The following is a 21,943-nucleotide window of genomic DNA, read 5'->3' as shown; positions in this document are numbered from 1 at the left end:
GATGAGGAGCCCCATGCAATCCGTTTCCCCGCCGCCCGCCGCGCCCTCGCGCCGCATCGGCCTCGCCGAGCTGTTCACCGGCTTCCTCTCGCTCGGCCTGATGTCGTTCGGCGGCGCGTTGCCGTTCGCGCGGCGCACGATCGTCGACGAGCGCAAATGGCTGTCCGCCGACGAATTCACCGATCTGCTCGGCCTCTGCCAGTTCCTGCCGGGCGGCAACGTGATCAACCTGTCGGTTGCCGTCGGCATGCGCTTTCGCGGCGTCGCGGGCGCGTTCGCCGGCATTCTCGGGCTGATCGCGGGCCCGACGCTCGTCGTCGTCGCGCTCGGCGTGCTGTATGCGAAGACGCAGGGCGATCCGCGCGTGCAGCACCTGTTCGGCGGGCTCGCCGCCGCGGCAGCGGGCCTGCTCGTCGCGATGGCCGTGAAGGTCGCGAAGCCGTTGCTGCGCGCGCCGCGCACGGCGGCAGGCATCGCGGCGCTCGCATTCGTCGCGATCGCGGTGCTGCGCGTTCCGCTGCTGACCACGATGCTGGTGCTGACGCCCGTCAGCATCTGGCTCGCGTCGCGGCGCCGCGATACACCGGCATCGCAACGCAGCGCCGCCCGCGACGGAGGCCGCTCATGAACGACACGCTGATCGCGATCGCGACGATCTTCAGCCAACTGTCGCTCCTGGCGTTCGGCGGCGGCAACACCATCCTGCCGGAAATGCAGCGGCAGGTGGTCGACGTCCATCACTGGATGAGCGCGCACGAGTTCACCGCGCTGTTCGCGCTCGCACAGGCCGCTCCCGGGCCGAACATGATGATCGTGTCGCTGGTCGGCTGGCATGTAGCCGGCTGGGCCGGGCTGCTGGTCGCGTCGATCGCGAAGTTCGGGCCGTCCTCGATCGTCACGGTGCTCGCGCTGCATGCATGGGAGCGCTTTCGCGACCGCCCGTGGCGCCGCTACGTGCAGCAGGGGCTGATGCCGGTCACGGCCGGGCTCGTCGCGGCCAGCGCGGTGCTGATCTCGGAAGCGTCGAATCGCACCGCGATCCAGTGGGGCATCACCGCCGCATGCGCGGTGCTCGCGTGGCGCACGCGCATTCATCCGTTGTGGCTGCTCGCGGCCGGCGCGCTGATCGGGCTCACCGGCATCGGTCAGTGAGCGGAAGCCGATCGGCGGCGGCCGACCGATGCCGGGCGTGACCGAACGCTACGGCGACGCCGGCCGGTCGCTGTTCACGAGGCCGAGCAGCCGGCCGCGCTCGCCGCCGACGTCCTCCGTCGCGGCCGGCCAGTCCATCACGTAACCGGCGTCGAGCGCGTCGCGCATGATCGCGTCGTAGTCGGCCTTGCCGAGCCTGCCGCTGCCGCGCATCGCATCGGCCACCTCGCGCTTCAACTTCGGCGTGAACGACGGATAGGCCGCCACCAGCGCCGCATACTGGCGCGCATCGACTTCGCCCGATTCGCGGTTGAACGCCCAGACGGCCACCAGCACGATCGCGAAGAACGGGATCACGGTGTAGCGCAGGAAGAACTTCGCGGGTGTCATGGCGTGCGGTGGCGTGTCGAGAGGGCAGCGGGGCGGGGGGGAAGCGGCGCGCGGGAGGCGGCAAGGTAGCCGGCGAACGCGGCCGGTATACTCGGCCGGTTTTCCGGTACCGACATCCGCGATGGCGGCATGCGCAGCCTGCGCGCGCCCGACGCCGACCATTATATTGGCGCGGCCGCGCGCAAGCCGCGAAGTCCGGCACCCGCCGGAACTGATGAATCAGGCGCCGCCCGCCTCGCCTCGTGCGGCCGGACGGCGCGCCCCACGGGAGGATCGATGGATCTCGACGGCGCCAGCCGCAACCTCACCGTCGCCGCGCTGCTCACGCTGTCCGGCGGCTACCTCGACGCATACACGTACGTCGGTCACGGCCACGTGTTCGCGAACACGATGACCGGCAACGTCGCGCTGCTAGGCATCAACGTCTCGGCCGGCGAATGGGCGGAGGCGCTGCATCACGTGCCGCCGCTCGGCGGCTTCGTGGTCGCGGTATTCGTCGCGCACCTGTTCGGCCTTGCCGCGCAGCGCGGCTGGATGCGTCACACCGCGTTCGTGAGCCTGATCGTCGAGATCGCGTTTCTCGGCCTCGCCGCGAGCGGGCTCGTCGGCGCGTCGAGCGCGTGGCTGATTCCCGGCATCTCGTTCGTCGCGACGCTGCAGACGCTGTCGTTCACCCATCTCGAGGAACTGTCGTACACGTCGGTGATGACGACCGGCAACCTGCGGCGCGCCGCGCAGAAGCTGTTCGTCGGGCTGATTCCGCGCTACGACGTGCTCGCGCTGCACGACTCGGCGCTGCTCGCGACGATCAGCTTCTGTTTCCTGGCCGGCGCGGTGATCGGCGGCTTCGTGACGCGGCTCGTGCCGGACGTCGCGTTGTGGGGCGCGGTGCTGCTGCTCGTCGGTGCGTTCGCGGAGATCGTACGGCGGGCGCGGCGGCGCGCGGGCGGTGAGGGTGATGCTGGCGCTGGCAGCAACGGCGATGGTCGCGTTGGCGGCAACGCCAGCAACGTCAGCACCGCCAGCACCGCCAGCACCGCCAGCACCGCCAGCAACGTCAGCACCAGCAGCACCAGCAGCAATCCCCACGACCGCACGCCACGCGACGCAAACCCCGCGCGTTAAACGTTGCGCCCGGGCGACAAAATCGCGCGCTGCCACGTTTTTCAATTTCTTTCAGCGCGCGCACTCGTCTTATGATTCAGCCCACATCGCGCACGCCATGAGCGTTCCGCGATCGCCACCCGGCCGCGCACGCGGCCGGCCATGAATGGAGACACCTACAAAAAGGGCAAGCTCATGAAGCAGACCACCCGACTCGCAGCTATCGCAGGGGGCGCGGCGCTGGCCTTCGCCAGCCAGTACGCAGCAGCACAAAGCTCGGTCACGCTGTGGGGCGTCGCCGACGCCAGCATCCGTTACCTGACCAACGCAAACGCGAAGAACGACGGCCTGCTGTCGATGGCCAACGGCGCGATCACGAACAGCCGCTTCGGCATCTATGGCACGGAAGACCTCGGCGGCGGCCTGAAGGCCGTGTTCAACCTCGAAAGCGGCGTCAACCTGCAGAATGGCGGATTCGCCGACAGCGGCCGTCTGTTCAACCGCGCAGCGTACGTCGGCCTGCAGAGCCCGTACGGCACGGTGACCCTCGGCCGCCAGAAGACCCCGCTGTTCGACCTGCTCGCGGACACCTACGATCCGCTGACGGTCGGCAACTACCTCGAAAACGCGTGGCTGCCGGTCGCGCTGGGTGGCGGCCTGTATGCGGACAACCAGATCAAGTACACGGGCAAGTTCGCGGGCCTGACCGCGAAGGCGATGTACTCGACGGGCACGAACTACGAATCGACCGGCGCCGGCGGCTTCTCGGGCCAGATCCCGGGCTCGCTCGGCAAGGGCAATGCATGGGGCGTGTCGCTGTCGTACGTGGCGGGGCCGCTGAGCATCGCGGCCGGCGCGCAGCAGAACAGCGACAACTCCGCGCGCAAGCAGACGATCTACCACGCGAACGTCGTGTACGCGTTCAGCAAGGCGAAGATCTATGCGGGCTACCTGCGCTCGAAGGACGACACCGGTTTCGTCGACAGCCTGCTCGCGCAGCAGTCGATCCCGGTCGCGAAGGGCACGGGCCGGATCGACGATGGTCCGTTCGCGGGCGTGAGCTGGCAGGTCAGCACGCCGCTGACGCTGACGGGTGCGTTCTACTACGACCACATGCGCAACGCGATGACCACGAACGGCACGCTCGCGAGCGGCAACCGCTACGCGATCGTCGGCATCGCCGAATATGCGCTGAGCAAGCGCACGGAAGTCTACGGCACCGTCGACTTCAACAAGACGAACGGCGCGGCGAACGTCGAGCTGCCGGGTCGCAGCAACCAGACCGGCATCGCGATCGGCCTGCGCAATATCTTCTGACGAAAGTCGGAAAACACACGCGCGGGCCTCGGCTCGGCGCGCATCGAAGAGGCTCCCCGCGGGAGCCTCTTTTTCTTCGTCACACGAACTTGCCGCGCGCGCACGATCATTCAGCGATCGCTCCATCGGAAACGACTCGTCCGTAAGGGTTCCGTCGGGAATCCGGAACATACTTTGACAGTGCGCGCGAAGCGTTTCCGCTACGCTGCGTGCAGGGTCGGCCGTGCGCCGCGATGCGCGCGCGGGCGTCGTTCTGCCGCGCGTTTTCGCGTGCGGCCGACCTGTGCGTAACTTGTGTATCCGGCGATGACAAACACGGTCTGCCGGTTTTTTTCGTGGGACGATGCGCTCACGCTTTTTCTTGAAAGGGGATGACGATGGGTATCCTGAACACCGTCGGTGAAATCGCCGGCGCCGTGGCGGCCGTCGAGGCAGTCGAGAAGCTCGACCCGGATGCGGGCCTGCTGACCAAGGCGGCAGCGGCCATCGCCGGCTTCAAGGGCGCCGAGGCGATCGAAGGCATGCTCGAGAAGAAGGAAGAGCAGCCCCAGCAGGCAGACGATACGCAGGCGACGGACGGCAGCGACACGTCGCAGGCCTGAGCATGGCGGCGGGGCCGCCGCGGGTGCGCCGTTCGCGCGCCCGGGCGGACCGGCGCCGCGCGGCCGGCAGGTCGGGCATGTGGTCGATCGGTGACGCATGGCACACCCGGCAGCTGGTTTGACCGGCGAGAGGCGACGTCTCTCGCCGTTTTTTATGGGGCGCGCGCGCCACGGCGCCCCGTCCCGCACGAATGCCGGAATCTTGCTATCGTGCCGTCATCCGAACTGCTGAACAACGATGAGGGCTTGCGATGGAATTCGACTACGACCTGTTCGTCATCGGGGCCGGCTCCGGTGGCGTGAGGCTCGCCCGGATGTCGGCGTCATACGGCGCGCGCGTCGGGATAGCGGAAGAGGAGCAGATCGGCGGCACCTGCGTGCTGCGTGGCTGCATTCCGAAGAAGCTGCTCGTCTACGCATCGCATTATCCGCACGAGCTCGAGGACGCGAAGGGCTTCGGCTGGACCTTCGGCGCCGGCACGCTCGACTGGCCCGCGCTGATCGCCGCGAAGGATCGCGAGATCAACCGGCTCAGCGACATCTACATCAACCTGCTGCGACAGTCCGGCGTCGAGATGCACGCGGGGCGCGCGACGCTCGTCGACGCGCATACCGTCGCGATAGGCGATCGCACGATCCGCGCGCGCCACATCGCAATCGCGACCGGCTCGCGCCCGTCGCTGCCGCCGCGGCCCGGCATCGAGCATGCGATCACGTCGCGCGAGGCGCTGTCGCTCGCGAAGCTGCCCGAGCGCATCGCGGTGGTCGGCGGCGGTTACATCGCCGTCGAGTTCGCGGGCATCTTCAACGGCTTCGGCAGCCATGTCGACCTGTTCTATCGCGGCGAGAAGATCCTGCGCGGCTTCGACGACGACGTGCGTCACTTCCTGACCGACGAGATGACCAAGCAGGGCGTCGCGATCCACGCGCGCGCGGTGGTCGAATCGATCGTGCGCGCGGACGACGGTACGCTCTTCGTGGGGGTCGGTGAGGCGCAGCACGGGCCGTACGACGCGGTGCTCTATGCGACCGGCCGCGTGCCGAACGTCGAGGGGCTCGGGCTGGAGCGCGCGGGCGTGCTGCTCGACGCGCGCGGCGCGATCGCGGTCGATGCGTATTCGGCGACGTCGGTCGCATCGATCCATGCGATCGGCGACGTGACGTCGCGGCCGCAGCTCACGCCGGTCGCGACGCGCGACGGCGCGCTGCTCGCGGCGACGCTGTTTGGCGGGCGCCGCGCCGCGACCGATCACGAATGGGTGCCGTCCGCGGTGTTCAGCCAGCCCGAGGTCGCGACGGTTGGCCTGACCGAGGCGCATGCGCGCGCCGTGTACGGCGAGCTCGACATCTACCGCACGTCGTTCAAGGCGCTGCGCCACACGCTGTCGGGTCGCGACGAACGCACGCTGATGAAGCTCGTGGTCGCGCGCGACAGCCAGCGCGTGGTCGGCGCGCACATGGTCGGCCGCGACGCGGGCGAGATCATCCAGGGCATCGCGATCGCGATTCGCGCGGGCGCGACGAAGGCGCAGTTCGACGACACGATCGGCATTCACCCGACCGCGGCCGAGGAGTTCGTGACGCTGCGGCAGAAGGTGGCGGACTAACGGTAACCGGCATGTGTTGTCGGTGCCGGCTTCGAGTGCGCGTCGCGTATCACGCGGTGCCGTACGGTCCGCATTCACCGAAGTACGGGACGGACTGAGCGCAAGTCGGCGCGCAGCGCACGGGCACCGTATTCGCCCGTCGCGCCGCCGTCATGCCGACGTGATGCGATTCGATCGAACGGCCGCGCTCGTTGCGCGGCCGTTTTCGTTTTGCCTCGGCGTGCGGCGGCGTTCACCGCTTGCACCGCATCCCCGCGGCACGATGCTCAATGCACGCCGAGCGCATCGAGCAGCCGGTACCAGCTCATCGCGAGCACCAGCGCCGGCGTGCGCAGCGTCGCGCCGCCGGGGAAGTCGCGATGCCGGATCCTGCCGAACAGGTCGAAGCGGCTCGCCTGGCCGTCGATCGCCTCCGCGATCAGCTTGCCCGCGAGCGCGGTCGTGTTCACGCCGTGTCCCGAGAAACCCTGCGCGAAATACATCGTCGGCGCGATACGCCCGAAGTGCGGCGCGCGGTTCATCGTGATGTCGACGAAGCCGCCCCATGCGTAGTCGACCTTCACGTCCGCGAGCTGCGGGAACGTCTTCAGCATGTCCGCGCGCATCGCGGCGGCGAGATTGCGCGGCGGCCGCGTCGAATAGCTGACCTTGCCGCCCCACACGAGCCGTGTGTCGGGCGCCGGCCGGAAATAGTCGAGCACGAAGCGGCTGTCGCAGATCGCCGCGCGCGCGGGCATCAGCGCGGCGGCGCGCGCTTCGCCGAGCGGCTCGGTCGCGATCACGTAGGTGCCGACCGGCATGATCTTTCTCGACAGCGCGGGCGCGAGCGTGCCGACGTAGGTGTTGCAGGCGAGCACGACGAAGCGCGCACGCACGTGCCCGTGGTCCGTTTCGACGACATGACCGCCCGCGACGTCGCGCATGCGCGTCACGCAGCTGTCCTCGTGGATCCGCACGCCGGCGTCGGTCGCCGCGCGCGCGAGCCCGAGCGTGTAGTTCAGCGGATGCAGGTGGCCGCTGTCGGGGTCGTACAGGCCGCCGCGATAGCGCGCCGACTGTACGTAATCGCCGAGTTCGTCCGCTTCGACGAAATGGAAGCGGTCGTAGCCGAAGCGCTTCGCGGCCTCGTCGCGCCAGCGCTTCAGCGCATCGGCGTCGCGCTCGGTGTTCGCGGCGGTCAAGTAACCGGACATGAGCGCGCAGTCGATGTCGTGTTGCGCGATGCGCGACTTCACGAGCGACAGCGTTTCGAGCCCCATGTCCCAGATCCGCTTCACGTCGCTTTCCGGCATGAAGTTGGCGAAGGTGTCGATGTCGCACGCGAAGCCGCCGATCAGCTGGCCGCCGTTGCGTCCGCTCGCCGCCCATCCGACCCGCGACGCCTCGAGCACGGTCACCGAATGGCCGCGCTCGGCGAGGTTGAGCGCGGCGGACAAACCAGTGAGGCCCGCGCCGATCACGCACACGTCGACGTCGGTCGCGCCGGCGAGCGGCGCGTGGCGGGTCATATCGTTGGCGCTCGCCGCGTAGTACGACGCGACGTGCGGCTGGTTGGCGAATGTCTGCATGGTCAGGAGAACAGAGAAAGAGGGCTCAGAACAGCTCGCGCACGCGGTGGTACAGCATCCCGAGTTCGAGCGCGGGCTGCCGCCACGCGTCGCCGCCGGGAAAGCGCCGGTGGCGCAACTGGGCGAACAGGTCGAACGCGCGCGTGTCGCCCGCGATCGCGCCGGCGATCGCGCGCCCGGTGATGCCGGTCAGCGCGACGCCGTGTCCGCTGAAGCCCTGCACGTAGAAGAAGTTCGGATCGAGCGCGCCGAAATCCGGCGCGCGATTGCGCGTGACGTCGACGAAGCCGCCCCACGCGTGGTCGACGCGCACGTCGGCGAGCTGCGGAAACACGCCGACCATGCGCCGCCGGATCGTTTCGGCGAGCGTGTCGGGCGATGCGCCCGCGGAGTTCGCGCGGCCGCCGAACAGCATCCGGTGGTCGGCCGACAGCCGGAAGTAGTCGAGGAAGAAATTGTTGTCGCACACGGCTTCGCGCTGCGCGATCAGCGCGTCGGCGCGCGCGCGGCCGAGCGGTTCGGTCGCGATGATGTAAGACGCGATCGGCGCGATGCGTGCGGCGGTCGCGGCCGGCAGGATGCCGCCGGGGCCCGCGTTGCAGCACGACACGACGAAGCGGCAGCGCACCTCGCCCGACGGCGTGCGCACGACCGGCCGCGCGCCGCGCACGACCTCGAGCGCGGGGGTATGCGCATGGAGCGCGACGCCTTCGCGGCGTGCGGCATCGGCGAGGCCGAGGCAATACTTGAGCGGATGCAGATGACCCGACAGCGGATCGTAGACGCCGGCCAGATAGCGGGACGACGCGATGCGCGCGCGGATCTCGCCGGTGTCGAGCCACGACAGCGACGGATGGCCCCAGCGCGAGGTCGCGGCGTCCATCCATGCACGCAGGTCGTCGATGCGACGCGGCTTCGTCGCGACCGTCAGGTAGCCGCGCGTGAAGCCGCAGTCGATCCCATAGCGTGCGATTCGCTCGGCGATCAGCGCGACGCCGTCGAGCGACAGCGACCATGCGGCGCGTGCGCCGGCGGCGCCGAGCTGCCGCTCGATCACCTCGTCTTTCGCGAACCCCGTGATCGCCTGGCCGCCGTTGCGACCCGACGCGCCCCAGCCGGGCTGGTGCGCGTCGAGCACGGCGACCGACAGCCCGCGCGCGCGGCAATCGAGCGCCGTCGACAGGCCCGCGAAGCCCGCGCCGATCACGCACACGTCGACGTCGATCGCATCCTCCAGAACCGGAGCGCCGGCCGCCGGGTCGTCGACCACCGGCCGCGTGACGGTTGCTTCGTAGTACGAGTCGCGCGCGAGCGCATCGGCGCGGCGGGTGAAAGACTGCGTCATCAAACCGACTCCCTCGAAGACGGCCGGCGCCGGTGCGCGACGCACCGCGGTCCGGCCGGGTGAAACGGCGCGGGACGCCATACGTGCGGCACGGCGCCCTGCGCGGCCAGCGTCAGAACGAATAGATGAACTGCGTCGCGAGCAGGTCGTTGGACTTGCCGTACGACCCGTCGTTGCGCAGGAACACCTTGTTGTTCGCCCAGTCGTGCCGGTATTCGACCTTCACGGTGATCTGCTGGGTCGGATAGAACAGCAGGTCGAGCGCGACGTCCTGGCGGATTGCGCCCTTGCAGTCGAAGCCCAGGCCGCCGTTCGCCTTCGACGTCGCGAGGCAGTCCGCATCGACACCGAAGCCGTTGGACGGATCCATCCCGTTGCCGTTCAGCGCGATGCCGCCGCCGCCGCCGCCGTTCTTGCGGTTCACGAGCGCATCGTAGCGCAGCGTCACGCCCATGCGGCCGACCACCGGTGCGTTGAACTTGCGGTGCGCGAGCAGCGACAGGCCGTACCACTGCGCGAGCCCGCCGTTGTACGCCGCGTGCTGCTGCTGGCCGTAGTCGAGCTCGGCGTTGTACTGGATGTCGGCCAGCGTGTAGGTCGCGTCGACTTCGCCGAAGAAGAACGTGCCGTACGCGCTCGGCGCGGCGCCGCCCGGGCCGTAGTGGACGTTGCCGTCCGGATCGATCGCGCTCGCCAGCGTCTGCCGGCCGATGTTGATCGACCCGCCGATGTCGAGTGCGCTCGACCACGTGTAGTCGGCGCGCGCGGTGAAGGTCGGCACCTTGTTGCTGGTCGTGATCGGGTCGCCGAGCGCATTGGTGCCCGTCTGCGTGACCGAGCCGTACGTGCGGTACTGCTCGTTGCCGACGAAGAACTTCCACGCCCAGTTGCCCTTCGTGTAGTTCGCGCCCGCACCGACGTAGCTGCCCGGATCGGAGAAGTCGTACAGCAGGTTGTGCGTGAGCGTGAGCATCTGGTTCGACTGCTGCACCTCATAGCCGCCGAAGCTCGGGATCAGGCCGGCGACGAGCGTGGTCGACGCGGTGATCGGCACGTTGATGACCGCGGTGTTCAGCAGGTTGTCGGTGATCGAGCCGCGCGAGTTCTGCAGCAGCGTGATGCCGTTGCCGCGGTTCGGCATCAGCGTGATCTCGGCCGACGGCGCCATCGGGCCGACGCCGAAGGTCTTCTTGATGTCGAGGTACAGGTCGCCGAACGTGCTGTTGAAGTAGTTGTACGCGTTCTCGTGGTTCGCGAACAGGAACGACGACGTGCCGGCCGCGCGGTTGTAGATGTAGGTCGGGTCGATGTAGCCCGTCACCGACAGCCCCGCGAGCGGCCCGGTGCTGGCCGCGTCCGTCAGCGAGTCGACCTTCAGCTGCTGGTTGGCGATCTGCTGCTTCATTTCGCTGACTTCGTCGTTGGTCAGCGCGGCCTGGGCACGGCCATAGTCCGGCGAGGCCGGATCGGCGGCCACGATCACCGGCCTCGCCGCGGCCGTCGCGCCGGCCTGCGCGACGGGTGCGCCGCCCGGCTTCCCGGCGAGCTGCGCCTGCATGGCCTTCATCTGCTTCTGCAACGCGGCCACCTGCGCCTGCAATGCCTTGATTTCGGCGGAGGTCGAGTCGGCCAGCGCGATGCCCGGCAACGCGCCGGCCACCAGCAGGCAGATCAGTTTCTTCTTCATTGCGGATTCTCCTTGTCGTGTGCCTGTCAATCTGCGTTTCGGTGCGCGCCGCAAACGCGCGGCGCGCAGGTCTTGTTATCGATGGATGGGGAGGAGGGGCGTCAGGCCGCCGCGAACGCCGCCTTCAGGTCGCCCACCCGACGCCGTTCGCGCGCGATCATCATCTGGTTCACGACGATCACGCCGATCGTCACCGCGGTGATGAACAGCGTCGCCAGCGCGTTCATCTCGGGATTCAGGCCGAGCCGCACGCGCGAGAACACCACCAGCGGCAGCGTCGTCGAGCCCGGCCCCGACAGGAACGCCGACAGCACCAGATCGTCGATCGACAGCGTGAACGACAGCAGCCAGCCCGACAGCAGCGCCTGCGAGATCAGCGGCAGCGTCACCACGAAGAACACCTTCAGCGGCGTCGCGCCCAGATCCAGCGCCGCTTCTTCGAGCGACTTGTTCATCTCCTTCACGCGCGACTGCACGATGATCGCCACGTACGACACGCACAGCATCACGTGACCGATCCAGATCGTCACCATCCCGCGCCCCTTCGGCCAGCCGAACATCTGCTCCAGCGCAACGAACAGCAACAGCAGCGAGATCCCCTGGATCACCTCCGGAATCACCAGCGGCGCGTTGATCATCCCCGTGTACAGCGTGAAGCCCTTGAAACGGCCGAAGCGCGCGAGCACGAAGCCCGCCCACGTGCCGATCACGACCGACGCGGTGGCCGTCAGCAGGCCGATCTTCAGCGACAGCCACGCGGCGGTGAGCAGCTCGTCGTCTTCCAGAAGCGCCGCGTACCACTTCAGCGAGAAGCCCGACCACACCGTCACCAGCTTCGACTCGTTGAACGAGTACACGACCAGGCTGATGATCGGGATGTACAGAAACAGGAAGCCGAAGGCGAGAACGCCCGTCGACAGCGGTTTGTTCGGCTTGATCATTTCGCTCCCTCCAGTTCCTTGACCTGGTAGTACTGGAACAGCGCCATCGGCACCAGCAACAGCAGCACCATCGCGACCGTCACCGCGGACGCCATCGGCCAGTCCATGTTGTTGAAGAACTCATCCCACATCACGCGGCCGATCATCAGCGTGTCGGCACCGCCGAGCAGTTCCGGGATCACGTATTCGCCGACGGCCGGAATGAACACCAGCAGGCTGCCGGCGATGATCCCGTTCTTCGACAGCGGCAGCGTGATGCGCGTGAACGCGACCCACGGCTTCGCCCCGAGGTCGTACGCGGCCTCGAGCAGCGTGAGATCCATCTTCACGAGGTGCGCATAGAGCGGCATGATCATGAACGGCAGGTACGAATAGACCATCCCGATGTAGACGCCCGCGTCGCTGTGATAAAGGCGCAGCGGCGTGTGGATGATGCCCAGCGCGATCAGCGTGTGATTCAGCAGGCCGTCGTCCTTCAGGATGCCGATCCATGCGTACACGCGGATCAGGAACGACGTCCAGAACGGCAGCATCACGGCCATCATCAGCACGTTGCGCCGGCTCGGTTCGGCACGGGCGATGTAGTACGCCATCGGGTAACCGATCAGCAGGCACAGCACCGTCGACACGGTGGCCATCTTCAGCGAGCTGAGGTAGGTCGCGATGTACAGGTCGTCCTGCAGCAGGAACGCGTAGTGCGACAGCTGCAGCGCGAAGTGCACGACGCCGTCCTTGAATTGGACGAGCGACGTGTACGGCGGGATCCCCATCACCTGGTCGGCGAAGCTGATCTTGAACACCAGCACGAACGGCAGTGCGAAGAAGATCGTGAGCCACAGGAACGGCACGCCGATCGCGACGTTGCGGCCCGACGGCAGGAAGCGCGACAGCGCGGCGAAGCGGCTGCGGCGCGCGCGGCCGGCGCCGGGGCTGCTGCTTACTGCACCGGTCGACACCGGCGCGGACGGAGTGGAAGCGGAAGTTCTGATCATGTCGTCCTCACTGCGTCAGCACGACGCCGCTGGCCGGCGACCACGACACGAACACGTCGTCGTTCCACGACGGCGCACCGTCGTGCAGCAGGTGCGAGCTCGACAGGTTCGATACGACCGTCTTGCCGCTCGGCAGCCGCACGTGATACAGCGAGTAGCTGCCCATGTACGCGATGTCGGTTACGACGCCGCGCGCCCAGTTGTGATGCGAGCCGGGCTTGTCGCGCGACACATGCACGCGCTCGGGCCGCACCGAGATGCCGACGGGCATCCCCAGCGGGCCGGTCACGCCGTGGCTCACGTACATGCGCGCCTCGAGGTCGTCGCTCTCGACGAAGATGTGATCGGGCTCGTCCTCGACCACGCGCCCTTCGAACAGGTTCGTCGAGCCGATGAATTCGGCGGAGAAGCGGCTGTTCGGGTATTCGTACACTTCGCCGGGCGTGCCGATCTGCACGATCTTGCCTTCGCTCATCACCGCGAGGCGGCTCGCCATCGTCATCGCCTCTTCCTGGTCGTGCGTGACCATCACGCAGGTCACGTCGACCTTCTCGATGATGTTCACGAGTTCGAGCTGGGTCTTCTGGCGGATCTTCTTGTCGAGCGCGGACATCGGCTCATCGAGCAGCAGCAGCTTCGGGCGCTTGACGAGCGAGCGGGCCAGCGCGACGCGTTGCTGCTGGCCGCCGGACAGCTGGTGCGGCTTGCGCTTCGCGTACTTGCTCATCTGCACGAGCGCGAGCGCGTCGGCCACGCGTTCCTTGATCTCGTTCTTCGGCGTGCCTTCCTGCTTCAGCCCGAACGCGACGTTCGACTCGACCGACATGTGCGGGAACAGCGCGTACGACTGGAACATCATGTTCACCGGGCGGCGGTACGGCGGCAGCGACGCGAGGTCTTCACCGTCGACGAGGATCTTGCCGGAGGTGGCCGTCTCCAGCCCGGCGAGCATGCGCAACAGCGTCGACTTGCCGCAGCCCGAGCTGCCGAGCAGCGCGAACAGCTCGTTCTTCGCGATCGTCAGGTTCACGTTGTCGACGGCGGTGCTGTCGCCGAACTTCTTCACGACGTTTTCGATGCGCACGAACGCATCGTTCTTCGAACGGGCCGCGGCGGCGGGTTGGGTCTGGCGTACGGCAGCGGAAGAGGGTATCGATTGCATGGGAGTCACCATTCGTTCTTCACGGATTGCTGGCGCGAGCGTCCCCGCGCGAGGCGCGCAACGCGACTCGCGGACAACGGCTCATGCCGGATGGAACAGGGCGCGCGGTGCGCGCGGGCAGACGGAGCGTTCGCGGATCCCGGGCGGGCAGGCGTTCAGCCGCTGCCTGCGCCGCCGTGACGGGGCGCGGTCAGTGGCCCGTCTTCAGCTGCGCCCAGAGACGGTTCTCGAGGCGCAGGATGTCGGACGGCATCGGCTTCATCAGCACCATCTTCCTGAGCACGTCTTCCGGCGGATAGACGGTCGGGTCCTGCGCGACGGCCGGCGTGACGAACTGGTGCGCGGCCTTGTTCGCGGTCGGGTAGAACACCGTGTTGGTGATCGCCGCGTTGACCTTCGGGTCGGACACGTAGTTGATCCACTTCATCGCGGCCTCGGGGTGCGGTGCATCCTTCGGGATCACCATCACGTCGAACCACAGCAGGCCGCCTTCCTTCGGGTTCGCGAATTTGATGTCGTACGCGCGCTTCGCCTCCGCCGAGCGGCGGTGCGCGATGCCGATGTCGCCCGACCAGCCGAGCGCGACGCACACGTCGTTGTTCGCGAGGTCGTTGATGTAGCCGGACGAGTTGAACTGGGTGATGTACGGGCGGACTTTCTTCAGGACTTCGAAGGCTGCCTGGTAGTCGCCGGGGTTGGTGCTGTTCGGATTCTTGCCCATGTATTGCAGCGTGGCCGCGAACACGTCGACGGCCTGGTCGAGGAACGACACGCCGCAACTCTTCAGCTTCTCCATGTTGGCCGGATCGAACACCAGTGCCCAGCTGTCGACCGGCGCCTTGTCGCCGAGCGCCTTCTTCACAGCCTGCGCGTTGTAGCCGATGCCGTCCGTGCCGTAGGCCCAGGGCACGCCGTACTGGTTGCCCGGATCGGCATCGGCGATCATCTTCATCAGCAGCGGGTCGAGGTTCGCGAGGTTCGGCAGCTTCGACTTGTCGAGCTTCTGGTACACGCCGGCCTGAATTTGCTTGGCCATGTAGTTCGACGTCGGCACGACGATGTCGTAGCCGGAGCTGCCCGCCAGCAGCTTCGCCTGCAGCGTGTCGTCGCTGTCGTAGTTGTCGTACTTGACGTGGATGCCCGTCTGTTTCTGGAAGTTCGGGACCGTGTCGGGGGCGATGTAGTCGGACCAGTTGTAGATGTTCAGCTCGTCGGCGTGCGCCGACGGGCTGGCGACCGACGTGAACGCGGCCGCGGCGGCAAGGGCGGCAACGGAACAGGCTTGGCGAAGAAAGCTGGAACGCATGGTGGAATTCCCCTGGATGATGGTGGCGTGCGGCGCCCGCCGCACGCCCGGAGGCAAGGTCGTTACGAAAGGCCCAGTTGCTGGGCGGTCGCATCGACGGCCTTCTTCGCCTTCGATACGAGTTCATCGATTTCCTGACGCGAGATCACGAGCGGCGGCGACAGCAGCATCCGGTCGCCGGTCGCGCGCATGATCAGGTTGCCGTTGAAGCAGAAGTCGCGGCAGATCGTGCCGACGTCGCCGCCGTTCGCGAAGCGCCGACGCTCGGCCGGCGCTTCGGCGAGCTGCAGGCTCGCGACGAGGCCGTGGCCGTGCACCTCGCCGACGATCGGGTGACGCGCGAAGGTCTCGCGCATCAGCGCCTGGAAGTACGGGCCCGTGTCGTTCTTCACGCGCTCGACGATTCCTTCGTCGCGCAGCAGCTTCAGGTTCGCAACCGCGACGGCTGCCGCCACCGGATGCCCCGAGTAGGTCAGGCCGTGATTGAATTCGCCGTTGTCGATGATCGGCCGCGCGACGCGCTCGTGAATCCCGACCGCACCCATCGGCACGTAACCCGACGTCAGGCCCTTGGCCATCGTGATCAGGTCCGGCTCGAAGCCGAAGTGCTGGTGCGCGAACCATTCGCCGGTGCGGCCGAAGCCGCCGATCACTTCGTCGGCGACGAGCAGGATGTCGTACTTGCGGCAGATCCGCTGGATTTCCGGCCAGTACGTCGACGGCGGGAAGATCACGCCGCCGGCGCCCTGGAACGGCTCGCCGATGAACGCCGCGACGTTCTCCGCGCCGAGTTCGAGGATCTTCGCCTCGAGCTGCTGCGCACGGGCGAGGCCGAACGCTTCGGGCGTCTCGCCGGCTTGCGCTTCGCCGAAGAAATACGGCTGGTCGATGTGCACGATGTGCTCGACCTTCGACGGCATCTGCTCGTGCATGTAGCCCATCCCGCCGAGCGTGCCGCCCGCGATCGTCGAGCCGTGGTAACCGTTCTTGCGCGAGATCACGTATTTCTTCTGCGGCTGGCCCTGCACGCGCCAGTACTGGTGCACGACGCGCAGCACGGTGTCGTTGCCTTCCGAGCCGCTGTTGCAATAGAAGAAGTGATTGAAGCCTGCGGGCGTGACTTCGGCGAGCAGCGCCGACAGTTCGATGATCGGCGGGTGCGTGGTCTTGAAGAACGTGTTGTAGAACGGCAGTTCCTGCAGCTGGCGATACGCGGCGTCGGCGAGTTCCTTGCGGCCGTAGCCGACGTTCACGCACCAGAGGCCGGCCATCCCGTCGATCACCTTGTTGCCGTCGGAGTCCCACAGGTAGACGCCGTCGGCCTTCACGATCACGCGGCTGCCCGCGCGATTGAGCGCGCCCATGTCCGAGAACGGGTGAATGTGGTGTGCGGCGTCGAGCGCGCGGTATTCGGCGGTCGAGCGGGCCTGCGTCGTGCGCGGTGCGACGGCCGGTGCGGCCGGCTGGATCCACGCTGATTCGTTGCGGTACGTCATGTTTCCTCCGTATTCGTTGGTACGTTCGTGCGCGCGCTTACACGTGCAGCAGCAGATGACGGCGTTCCCACGAGCTGATCACGCGGAAGAACGCTTCGTATTCGGTTTCCTTCAGCGCGAAATACGCTTTCAGGAACTTGTGGCCGAGAATCTCGCCGAGCGGCTCGCACGCGGCCATCAGCGTGAGTCCTTCCTCGAGGTTGCGCGGCAGCTGGTACGGCAGGTCGTAGCCATCGCTGACGAGCGGCTCGGTCGGCTCGAGGCGCTGCGTCATGCCGAGATAGCCGGCCGCGAGCGTCGCCGCGAGCGCGAGGTACGGGTTGCAGTCGACGCCCGGGATCCGGTTCTCGATGCGGCGTGCGGCCGGGCCCGAGTGCGGGATGCGGAAGCCGACCGTGCGGTTGTCGTAGCCCCACTGCACGTTGATCGGCGCGGCCATGAAGCGCGACAGGCGGCGATACGAGTTGATGTACGGCGCGAAGATCGGCATCAGCGCCGGCGTGTACTTCTGCAGCCCGGCGAGGTAGTTGTAGAACAGCGAGGTCGCACCGCCCGTCTCGGGCGACGTGAACAGGTTGCGGCCCGTTTCCTCGTCGACGATGCTCTGGTGCACGTGCATCGCGGAGCCCGGCTCGCCTTCCATCGGCTTGGCCATGAACGTCGCGTACATGTTGTGGCGCAGCGCCGCCTCGCGCACCGTGCGCTTGAACAGGAACACCTGGTCGGCCAGCGACAGCGCGTCGCCGTGCATGAAGTTGATCTCCATCTGCGCGGCGCCGACTTCGTGGATCAGCGTGTCGATGTCGAGACCCTGTGTTTCGCAGTACTCGTAGATGTCCTCGAACAGCGGATCGAACTCGTTGACGGCCTCGATCGAATACGACTGGCGGCCCGTTTCGGGGCGGCCCGTGCGGCCGACCGGCGGACGCAGCGGCAGGTCGGGATCCTTGTTCATGTCGACCAGGTAGAACTCGAGCTCCGGCGCGACCACCGGCTTCCAGCCCTTCGCCTTGTACAGGTCGAGCACGCGGCGCAGCACGTAGCGCGGCGAGATCTCGACCGGCGAGCCGTCGAAGTGCACGCAGTCGTGGATCACCTGCGCGGTCGGGTCGCTGGCCCACGGGATCAGGCGGATCGTCGACGCGTCGGGCACGCACACCATGTCGGGATCGGTCACGCCGGTCAGCGAGCCGTCTTCCGGATATTCGCCGGTGACGGTCTGCACCATCACGGCCTGCGGCAGGCGCATCGATTCGCCGGACGTGAACTTGTTGCGCGGCGTGATCTTGCCGCGTGCGATGCCGGCCATGTCGGGGATGATCGCCTCGACTTCGGTGATCCGGTGCTGTCTCAGAAAGTCTTCCATGTCTTGCATGTCCGTTCTCGTTGTGTGGGTCGGCGCGCTCAGGCGAGCGCGGCGGCGGCCGTGGTGTGCGTGCGGGCGGCGCGGCGGGCGCGGCAGGCGTCGCCGAACGCGCGAAAGATCGCGCTCGACAGCGGATCCTGCGCATGCCGCCATTCCGGATGCCATTGCACGGCGAGTGCGAAAGCCGGTGCGTCGACGACGCTCACGGCCTCGATCAGGCCGTCCGGTGCGACGGCTTCGACGGCGAGGCCGGAGCCGAGCTGCGCGATGCCCTGCTTGTGCAGCGAGTTCACGTGCACTTCGTCGCGTCCGCCGGCGAGCGCATGCAGCTTGCCGCCGGGCGTCAGGTGCACGACGTGCGCGGGGCCGTATTGCGATTCCATCGGTGCGGCGTCGTCCTCGCGGTGATCCGCGAAGCCCGGCACGTCGTGCACGTGCTGATGCAGCGTGCCGCCGCAGACGACGTTCAGCTCCTGGAAGCCGCGGCATACGGCGAGCACCGGCACGCCCGCCGTGATCGCCGCGCGCAGCAGCGGCAGCGTCGTCGCATCGCGTGCAGGGTCGTGCTTCGTGCCCGGGGTGCTCGGCTCGCCGCCGTACCGGTGCGGCTCGACGTTCGAATAGCTGCCGGTAAACAGCAGGCCGGCGACCGTGTCGAGCACGTCGTCGATCGACTGGCGATCGCCGAGCGCGGGCAGCACCATCGCGAACGCATGCGCGCCGTCGACGATCGCCGCAACATATTTGTCGCCGACCGTGTGCGATGCGTGTGCGCCGAGCTGCGTGAAGTCGGCGGTGATGCCGACGAGGGGTTTCCTTTCCATGACGTCAATCAGTTGTCCATAAGGCTTGCACGTGCGTTGCGCCGAAGATGGCAAAACGCGGGCGCGACAAAGCCCCGCAGCCTGGCGCAGAGCGCGAAGGCCGCTGATGAATGGGCACGACGGGGTCGCGTGGCGGCCCGCGCTGTGCGCGACGGTCAGGCCGTCGTTCGTTTCGTTGCGATGCGCGACGCGGCAATCGATGCGCGCACGCGTTCCGTCACCGCGCGAAAGAGGCGGCAGACAAACAGGCAGCTGAAACGAACGACGAGAAAAGGGGGAGAGGCGCTATGGCAGCAGCGACGCGACTTCGTCGGTATCGACGGCCACGAATGCACGTGCGGATACGGCGTTGTGACGCCGAACGGAACGACGGGACAGGATGGTGTAGATCGACAGGTGCAGCAGGCGAGGACTATGCCAGCCGCAACTGCCATCGGAAGCGGGAGCAGCGCTGCGCAAACTTCGCACATCGCCTCGATCCCACCTCACCAGAGGGCCACGGACTCTCACGATTACACTCGACTGGTTTGTTGAAAGTATTGAACACCTGATCGTTTCGGCGCGCGGGGCGTTTAAAATAATCGAGGTGTCGGGCCTGCGTCATTTGCATCGGTCGGCATCGTTTTTTACGTTGCGATAACGTGTTTCGGTGCCGATGAATGGTCAATGACGCTGACCTGAGAGCCAGCATATACGAGTCAAAAACGGCGTCAAATGTTTTTTGACGGTCCCGTGTCAGGGCTTTCCCGAGGCACTCCGAACAAAATATTCGTAAATGGAATGCGGTGTCGGGTGTTCATTATTTCGAACGCCTTTCAGGGTTTTCCCCGCTGATGCGCGGCATAAAGTGATTAGAATATTCAACGGCTGCCCCACGCGTCGTTTCACTTTTTCACCGCACTACTATCGTGTCCGAAACCGAATCGATGTCTACCGAAGTCGCCGAGCGCCTGCGTTTCGTGCGCAACAAGCATGGCCTGTCGCAGCGCGAACTCGCGAAGCGGGCCGGCGTGACCAACGGCACGATCTCGCTGATCGAACAGGGCCGCGTGAGCCCGTCGGTCGGCTCGCTGAAGAAGCTCCTCGAATGCATCCCGATGAGTCTCGCGGAGTTCTTCACGTTCGAGCTGGTCGAGTCGCGCTCGGTCGTGTCGCGCCGTGACGAGATGCCGAACCTCGGTAACGACACACTCGCGTTCCACCTCGTCGGCGCGGGCGTGAAGGATCGCAACATGTGCATCATGCGCGAGATCTACCAGCCGCTTGCCGATACGGGGCCCGAGATGCTCGTGCACGCGGGGCACGAGGGCGGCGTGGTCGTGTCGGGCCGGCTCGAGCTCACCGTCGACAGCGCGACCTGGCTGCTCGATCCCGGGGACGGCTACTACTTCGAAAGCCGTTTGCCGCACCGTTTTCGCAATCCCAGCGCGGAACAGCTCTGCGAGGTCGTGTCGGCCAATTCGCCGGCCACCTTCTGACCGCGCATCACCGCATTCGCCGCCGGCAGTGTTGCCATTGCGCGGCGCGCTGCTGCGCGAATGCCACGACAATTGAGGCATCCTGATGAACAAGTTGACTTTGGCTGACTGGCAGGACAAAGCAGCGTCGCTCGAGATCGAAGGGCGCGCATTCATCGACGGCGCGTCGCGCGACGCGCATGGCGGCAAGACGTTCGACTGCGTGAGCCCGATCGACGGCCGCGTGCTCGCGAAGGTGGCCGATTGCGGCGAAGCCGATGTGAACGCCGCGGTGGCGGCCGCGCGCCGCGCGTTCGACGCCGGCGTGTGGGCCGGACTGAACCCGCGCGCACGCAAGGCCGTGCTTTTGCGCTGGGCCGCGCTGATGCGCGAGCATCTCGACGAACTGTCGCTGCTCGAGACGCTCGACGCGGGCAAGCCGATCGGCGATACGACGACGGTCGACGTGCCGGGCGCCGCGTATTGCGTCGAGTGGTTCGCCGAAGCGATCGACAAGGTCGGCGGCGAAGTCGCGCCGGCCGATCATCATCTCGTCGGTCTCGTCACGCGCGAGCCGGTCGGCGTGGTGGCCGCCGTCGTGCCGTGGAACTTCCCGATCCTGATGGCCGCATGGAAGTTCGGCCCGGCGCTCGCGGCCGGCAACAGCGTCGTGCTGAAACCGTCGGAGAAGTCGCCGCTCACCGCGATCCGCGTCGCGCAGCTCGCGTTCGAGGCCGGTATCCCGGCCGGCGTGTTCAACGTCGTGCCGGGCGCGGGCGAACCGGGCAAGCTGCTCGCGCTGCATCGCGACGTCGACTGCATCGCGTTCACCGGCTCCACCGCGGTCGGCAAGCTGATCATGCAGTACGCCGCGCAGTCGAACCTCAAGCGTGCGTGGCTCGAACTCGGCGGCAAGTCGCCGAACATCGTGCTGCCCGATTGTCCGGATCTCGATCGTGCCGCACAGGCCGCGGCCGGCGCGATCTTCTACAACATGGGCGAGATGTGCACGGCCGGCTCACGCCTGCTCGTGCATCGCGACATCAAGGAGGCGTTCATCGAGAAGCTGGTCGCGGCCGCGCGTGCGTATGTGCCGGGCAACCCGCTCGATCCGTCGGTATCGATGGGCGCGATCGTCGACGGCGTCCAGCTCGAGCGCGTGCTCGGCTACATCGACGCGGGGCGCAAGGAAGGCACGCTCGTCACGGGCGGCGCACGCGTGAACGAGGCATCGGGCGGCTTCTACGTGGAGCCGACGGTGTTCGAGGTGAAGCCCGATGCGAGGATCGCGCGAGAGGAGATCTTCGGTCCCGTGCTGTCGGTGATCGTGTTCGACGACATCGACGAGGCGGTGAGGATTGCGAATGATACCGAGTACGGGCTCGCGGCGGCCGTGTGGACGTCGGACCTGACGACCGCGCACGACGTGTCGCGCCGGTTGCGTGCGGGCACGGTGTGGGTGAACTGCTACGACGAAGGCGGCGACATGAACTTCCCGTTCGGCGGCTACAAGCAGTCGGGCAATGGCCGCGACAAGTCGCTGCACGCGCTCGAGAAGTACACCGAACTGAAGTCGACGCTGATCCGGCTGCGCTGACGCGGCCGGTATGCGGGCGCGATGCCGAGC

The 21,943-nt window shown here is 67.2% G+C and carries 20 protein-coding genes; 8 read left to right on the top strand and 12 right to left on the bottom strand.

The genetic code is table 11. From position 1 onward, the window contains the following. Nucleotides 1-13 precede the first annotated feature (13 nt). Both BAMB_RS15435 and BAMB_RS15430 read left to right on the top strand, forming a co-directional pair. Entirely contained in the window at nucleotides 14-628 is a 615-nt protein-coding gene (locus BAMB_RS15435; protein ID WP_011658133.1) for a chromate transporter, read from the top strand. Then, the gene (locus tag BAMB_RS15430) at nucleotides 625-1,152 is read left to right on the top strand and encodes a chromate transporter (protein WP_006760173.1); all 528 of its coding nucleotides are present in this window, start codon (nucleotides 625-627) and stop codon (nucleotides 1,150-1,152) included. The genes BAMB_RS15435 and BAMB_RS15430 overlap by 4 nt, the downstream gene beginning before the upstream one ends. Nucleotides 1,153-1,200: 48 nt before the next feature. Here BAMB_RS15430 and BAMB_RS15425 read toward each other — a convergent pair whose 3' ends face one another. Further along, nucleotides 1,201-1,542: a hypothetical protein gene (locus BAMB_RS15425; RefSeq protein WP_011658132.1), complete on the bottom strand. Its 342-nt coding sequence runs from the start codon at nucleotides 1,540-1,542 to the stop codon at nucleotides 1,201-1,203. Nucleotides 1,543-1,818: 276 nt separating this feature from the next. Between BAMB_RS15425 and BAMB_RS15420 the strand changes: the two genes are divergently transcribed. From BAMB_RS15420 to gor, 4 genes are all read left to right on the top strand, one after another. Continuing rightward, nucleotides 1,819-2,667, top strand: a complete 849-nt coding sequence (locus tag BAMB_RS15420) for a YoaK family protein (RefSeq protein WP_011658131.1) — start codon at nucleotides 1,819-1,821, stop codon at nucleotides 2,665-2,667. 174 nt (nucleotides 2,668-2,841) lie between these two features. Next, a complete protein-coding gene (locus BAMB_RS15415; protein WP_041491407.1) occupies nucleotides 2,842-3,963 on the top strand; it encodes a porin in 1,122 nt (373 codons plus the stop codon). Between the two features lie 377 nt (nucleotides 3,964-4,340). Further along, complete coding sequence (locus BAMB_RS15410; RefSeq protein WP_011658130.1) at nucleotides 4,341-4,565, top strand: hypothetical protein; 225 nt, start codon at nucleotides 4,341-4,343, stop codon at nucleotides 4,563-4,565. A gap of 251 nt (nucleotides 4,566-4,816) precedes the next feature. Continuing rightward, nucleotides 4,817-6,172, top strand: coding sequence for a glutathione-disulfide reductase (gor, locus tag BAMB_RS15405; RefSeq protein WP_011658129.1), 1,356 nt, complete (start codon nucleotides 4,817-4,819; stop codon nucleotides 6,170-6,172). Between the two features lie 266 nt (nucleotides 6,173-6,438). Here the strand turns inward: gor and BAMB_RS15400 are convergent, their stop codons facing one another. The 11 genes from BAMB_RS15400 to BAMB_RS33865 form a co-directional block, all read right to left on the bottom strand. Beyond that, nucleotides 6,439-7,740 (bottom strand): NAD(P)/FAD-dependent oxidoreductase, encoded by a 1,302-nt coding sequence (locus tag BAMB_RS15400; protein ID WP_011658128.1) that lies wholly within the window; start codon nucleotides 7,738-7,740, stop codon nucleotides 6,439-6,441. A gap of 25 nt (nucleotides 7,741-7,765) precedes the next feature. Continuing rightward, the gene (locus BAMB_RS15395; RefSeq protein WP_011658127.1) at nucleotides 7,766-9,085 is read right to left on the bottom strand and encodes an NAD(P)/FAD-dependent oxidoreductase; all 1,320 of its coding nucleotides are present in this window, start codon (nucleotides 9,083-9,085) and stop codon (nucleotides 7,766-7,768) included. 112 nt (nucleotides 9,086-9,197) lie between these two features. Next, entirely contained in the window at nucleotides 9,198-10,772 is a 1,575-nt protein-coding gene (locus BAMB_RS15390; protein WP_011658126.1) for a DUF3138 family protein, read from the bottom strand. 101 nt (nucleotides 10,773-10,873) lie between these two features. Next, complete coding sequence (locus BAMB_RS15385; RefSeq protein WP_011658125.1) at nucleotides 10,874-11,713, bottom strand: ABC transporter permease subunit; 840 nt, start codon at nucleotides 11,711-11,713, stop codon at nucleotides 10,874-10,876. Beyond that, nucleotides 11,710-12,702, bottom strand: coding sequence for an ABC transporter permease subunit (locus tag BAMB_RS15380; protein ID WP_041491406.1), 993 nt, complete (start codon nucleotides 12,700-12,702; stop codon nucleotides 11,710-11,712). Before BAMB_RS15380 ends, BAMB_RS15385 begins: the two co-directional genes overlap by 4 nt. A gap of 10 nt (nucleotides 12,703-12,712) precedes the next feature. Next, nucleotides 12,713-13,867: an ABC transporter ATP-binding protein gene (locus BAMB_RS15375; RefSeq protein ID WP_011658123.1), complete on the bottom strand. Its 1,155-nt coding sequence runs from the start codon at nucleotides 13,865-13,867 to the stop codon at nucleotides 12,713-12,715. 190 nt (nucleotides 13,868-14,057) lie between these two features. After that, nucleotides 14,058-15,173: a polyamine ABC transporter substrate-binding protein gene (locus BAMB_RS15370; protein ID WP_011658122.1), complete on the bottom strand. Its 1,116-nt coding sequence runs from the start codon at nucleotides 15,171-15,173 to the stop codon at nucleotides 14,058-14,060. 62 nt (nucleotides 15,174-15,235) lie between these two features. Then, complete coding sequence (locus BAMB_RS15365; protein ID WP_011658121.1) at nucleotides 15,236-16,669, bottom strand: aspartate aminotransferase family protein; 1,434 nt, start codon at nucleotides 16,667-16,669, stop codon at nucleotides 15,236-15,238. A gap of 37 nt (nucleotides 16,670-16,706) precedes the next feature. Then, the gene (locus tag BAMB_RS15360; protein WP_011658120.1) at nucleotides 16,707-18,044 is read right to left on the bottom strand and encodes a glutamine synthetase family protein; all 1,338 of its coding nucleotides are present in this window, start codon (nucleotides 18,042-18,044) and stop codon (nucleotides 16,707-16,709) included. A 29-nt stretch (nucleotides 18,045-18,073) separates the two neighbouring features. Continuing rightward, nucleotides 18,074-18,859, bottom strand: a complete 786-nt coding sequence (locus tag BAMB_RS15355; RefSeq protein WP_041491287.1) for a gamma-glutamyl-gamma-aminobutyrate hydrolase family protein — start codon at nucleotides 18,857-18,859, stop codon at nucleotides 18,074-18,076. Nucleotides 18,860-19,144: 285 nt separating this feature from the next. Next, entirely contained in the window at nucleotides 19,145-19,327 is a 183-nt protein-coding gene (locus BAMB_RS33865) for a hypothetical protein (protein ID WP_006402789.1), read from the bottom strand. Nucleotides 19,328-19,785: 458 nt separating this feature from the next. Between BAMB_RS33865 and BAMB_RS15350 the strand changes: the two genes are divergently transcribed. Further along, a complete protein-coding gene (locus BAMB_RS15350) occupies nucleotides 19,786-20,337 on the top strand; it encodes a cupin domain-containing protein (protein ID WP_006754613.1) in 552 nt (183 codons plus the stop codon). Between the two features lie 85 nt (nucleotides 20,338-20,422). Beyond that, nucleotides 20,423-21,913, top strand: a complete 1,491-nt coding sequence (locus tag BAMB_RS15345) for an aldehyde dehydrogenase (protein WP_011658118.1) — start codon at nucleotides 20,423-20,425, stop codon at nucleotides 21,911-21,913. The last annotated feature ends 30 nt before the right edge of the window (nucleotides 21,914-21,943 follow it).

Source organism: Burkholderia ambifaria AMMD (genome assembly GCF_000203915.1).
In the GTDB taxonomy this organism is placed as follows: Bacteria; Pseudomonadota; Gammaproteobacteria; order Burkholderiales; family Burkholderiaceae; genus Burkholderia; species Burkholderia ambifaria.
Note: the sequence above shows the minus strand (reverse complement) of the source record. Positions and strands in the feature narration are given on the sequence as shown.

What these genes read in the sequence shown, in the direction of transcription:
- BAMB_RS15365 (WP_011658121.1), bottom strand. Translation starts at nt 16,669, where the DNA reads ATGACGTACCGCAACGAATCAGCGTGGATCCAGCCGGCCGCACCGGCC.
- BAMB_RS15410 (WP_011658130.1), top strand. Translation starts at nt 4,341, where the DNA reads ATGGGTATCCTGAACACCGTCGGTGAAATCGCCGGCGCCGTGGCGGCC.
- BAMB_RS15400 (WP_011658128.1), bottom strand. Translation starts at nt 7,740, where the DNA reads ATGCAGACATTCGCCAACCAGCCGCACGTCGCGTCGTACTACGCGGCG.
- BAMB_RS15425 (WP_011658132.1), bottom strand. Translation starts at nt 1,542, where the DNA reads ATGACACCCGCGAAGTTCTTCCTGCGCTACACCGTGATCCCGTTCTTC.
- BAMB_RS15395 (WP_011658127.1), bottom strand. Translation starts at nt 9,085, where the DNA reads ATGACGCAGTCTTTCACCCGCCGCGCCGATGCGCTCGCGCGCGACTCG.
- gor (WP_011658129.1), top strand. Translation starts at nt 4,817, where the DNA reads ATGGAATTCGACTACGACCTGTTCGTCATCGGGGCCGGCTCCGGTGGC.
- BAMB_RS15430 (WP_006760173.1), top strand. Translation starts at nt 625, where the DNA reads ATGAACGACACGCTGATCGCGATCGCGACGATCTTCAGCCAACTGTCG.
- BAMB_RS15420 (WP_011658131.1), top strand. Translation starts at nt 1,819, where the DNA reads ATGGATCTCGACGGCGCCAGCCGCAACCTCACCGTCGCCGCGCTGCTC.
- BAMB_RS15345 (WP_011658118.1), top strand. Translation starts at nt 20,423, where the DNA reads ATGAACAAGTTGACTTTGGCTGACTGGCAGGACAAAGCAGCGTCGCTC.
- BAMB_RS15355 (WP_041491287.1), bottom strand. Translation starts at nt 18,859, where the DNA reads ATGGAAAGGAAACCCCTCGTCGGCATCACCGCCGACTTCACGCAGCTC.
- BAMB_RS15360 (WP_011658120.1), bottom strand. Translation starts at nt 18,044, where the DNA reads ATGCAAGACATGGAAGACTTTCTGAGACAGCACCGGATCACCGAAGTC.
- BAMB_RS15390 (WP_011658126.1), bottom strand. Translation starts at nt 10,772, where the DNA reads ATGAAGAAGAAACTGATCTGCCTGCTGGTGGCCGGCGCGTTGCCGGGC.
- BAMB_RS15350 (WP_006754613.1), top strand. Translation starts at nt 19,786, where the DNA reads ATGTCTACCGAAGTCGCCGAGCGCCTGCGTTTCGTGCGCAACAAGCAT.
- BAMB_RS15415 (WP_041491407.1), top strand. Translation starts at nt 2,842, where the DNA reads ATGAAGCAGACCACCCGACTCGCAGCTATCGCAGGGGGCGCGGCGCTG.
- BAMB_RS15385 (WP_011658125.1), bottom strand. Translation starts at nt 11,713, where the DNA reads ATGATCAAGCCGAACAAACCGCTGTCGACGGGCGTTCTCGCCTTCGGC.
- BAMB_RS15375 (WP_011658123.1), bottom strand. Translation starts at nt 13,867, where the DNA reads ATGCAATCGATACCCTCTTCCGCTGCCGTACGCCAGACCCAACCCGCC.
- BAMB_RS15370 (WP_011658122.1), bottom strand. Translation starts at nt 15,173, where the DNA reads ATGCGTTCCAGCTTTCTTCGCCAAGCCTGTTCCGTTGCCGCCCTTGCC.
- BAMB_RS15435 (WP_011658133.1), top strand. Translation starts at nt 14, where the DNA reads ATGCAATCCGTTTCCCCGCCGCCCGCCGCGCCCTCGCGCCGCATCGGC.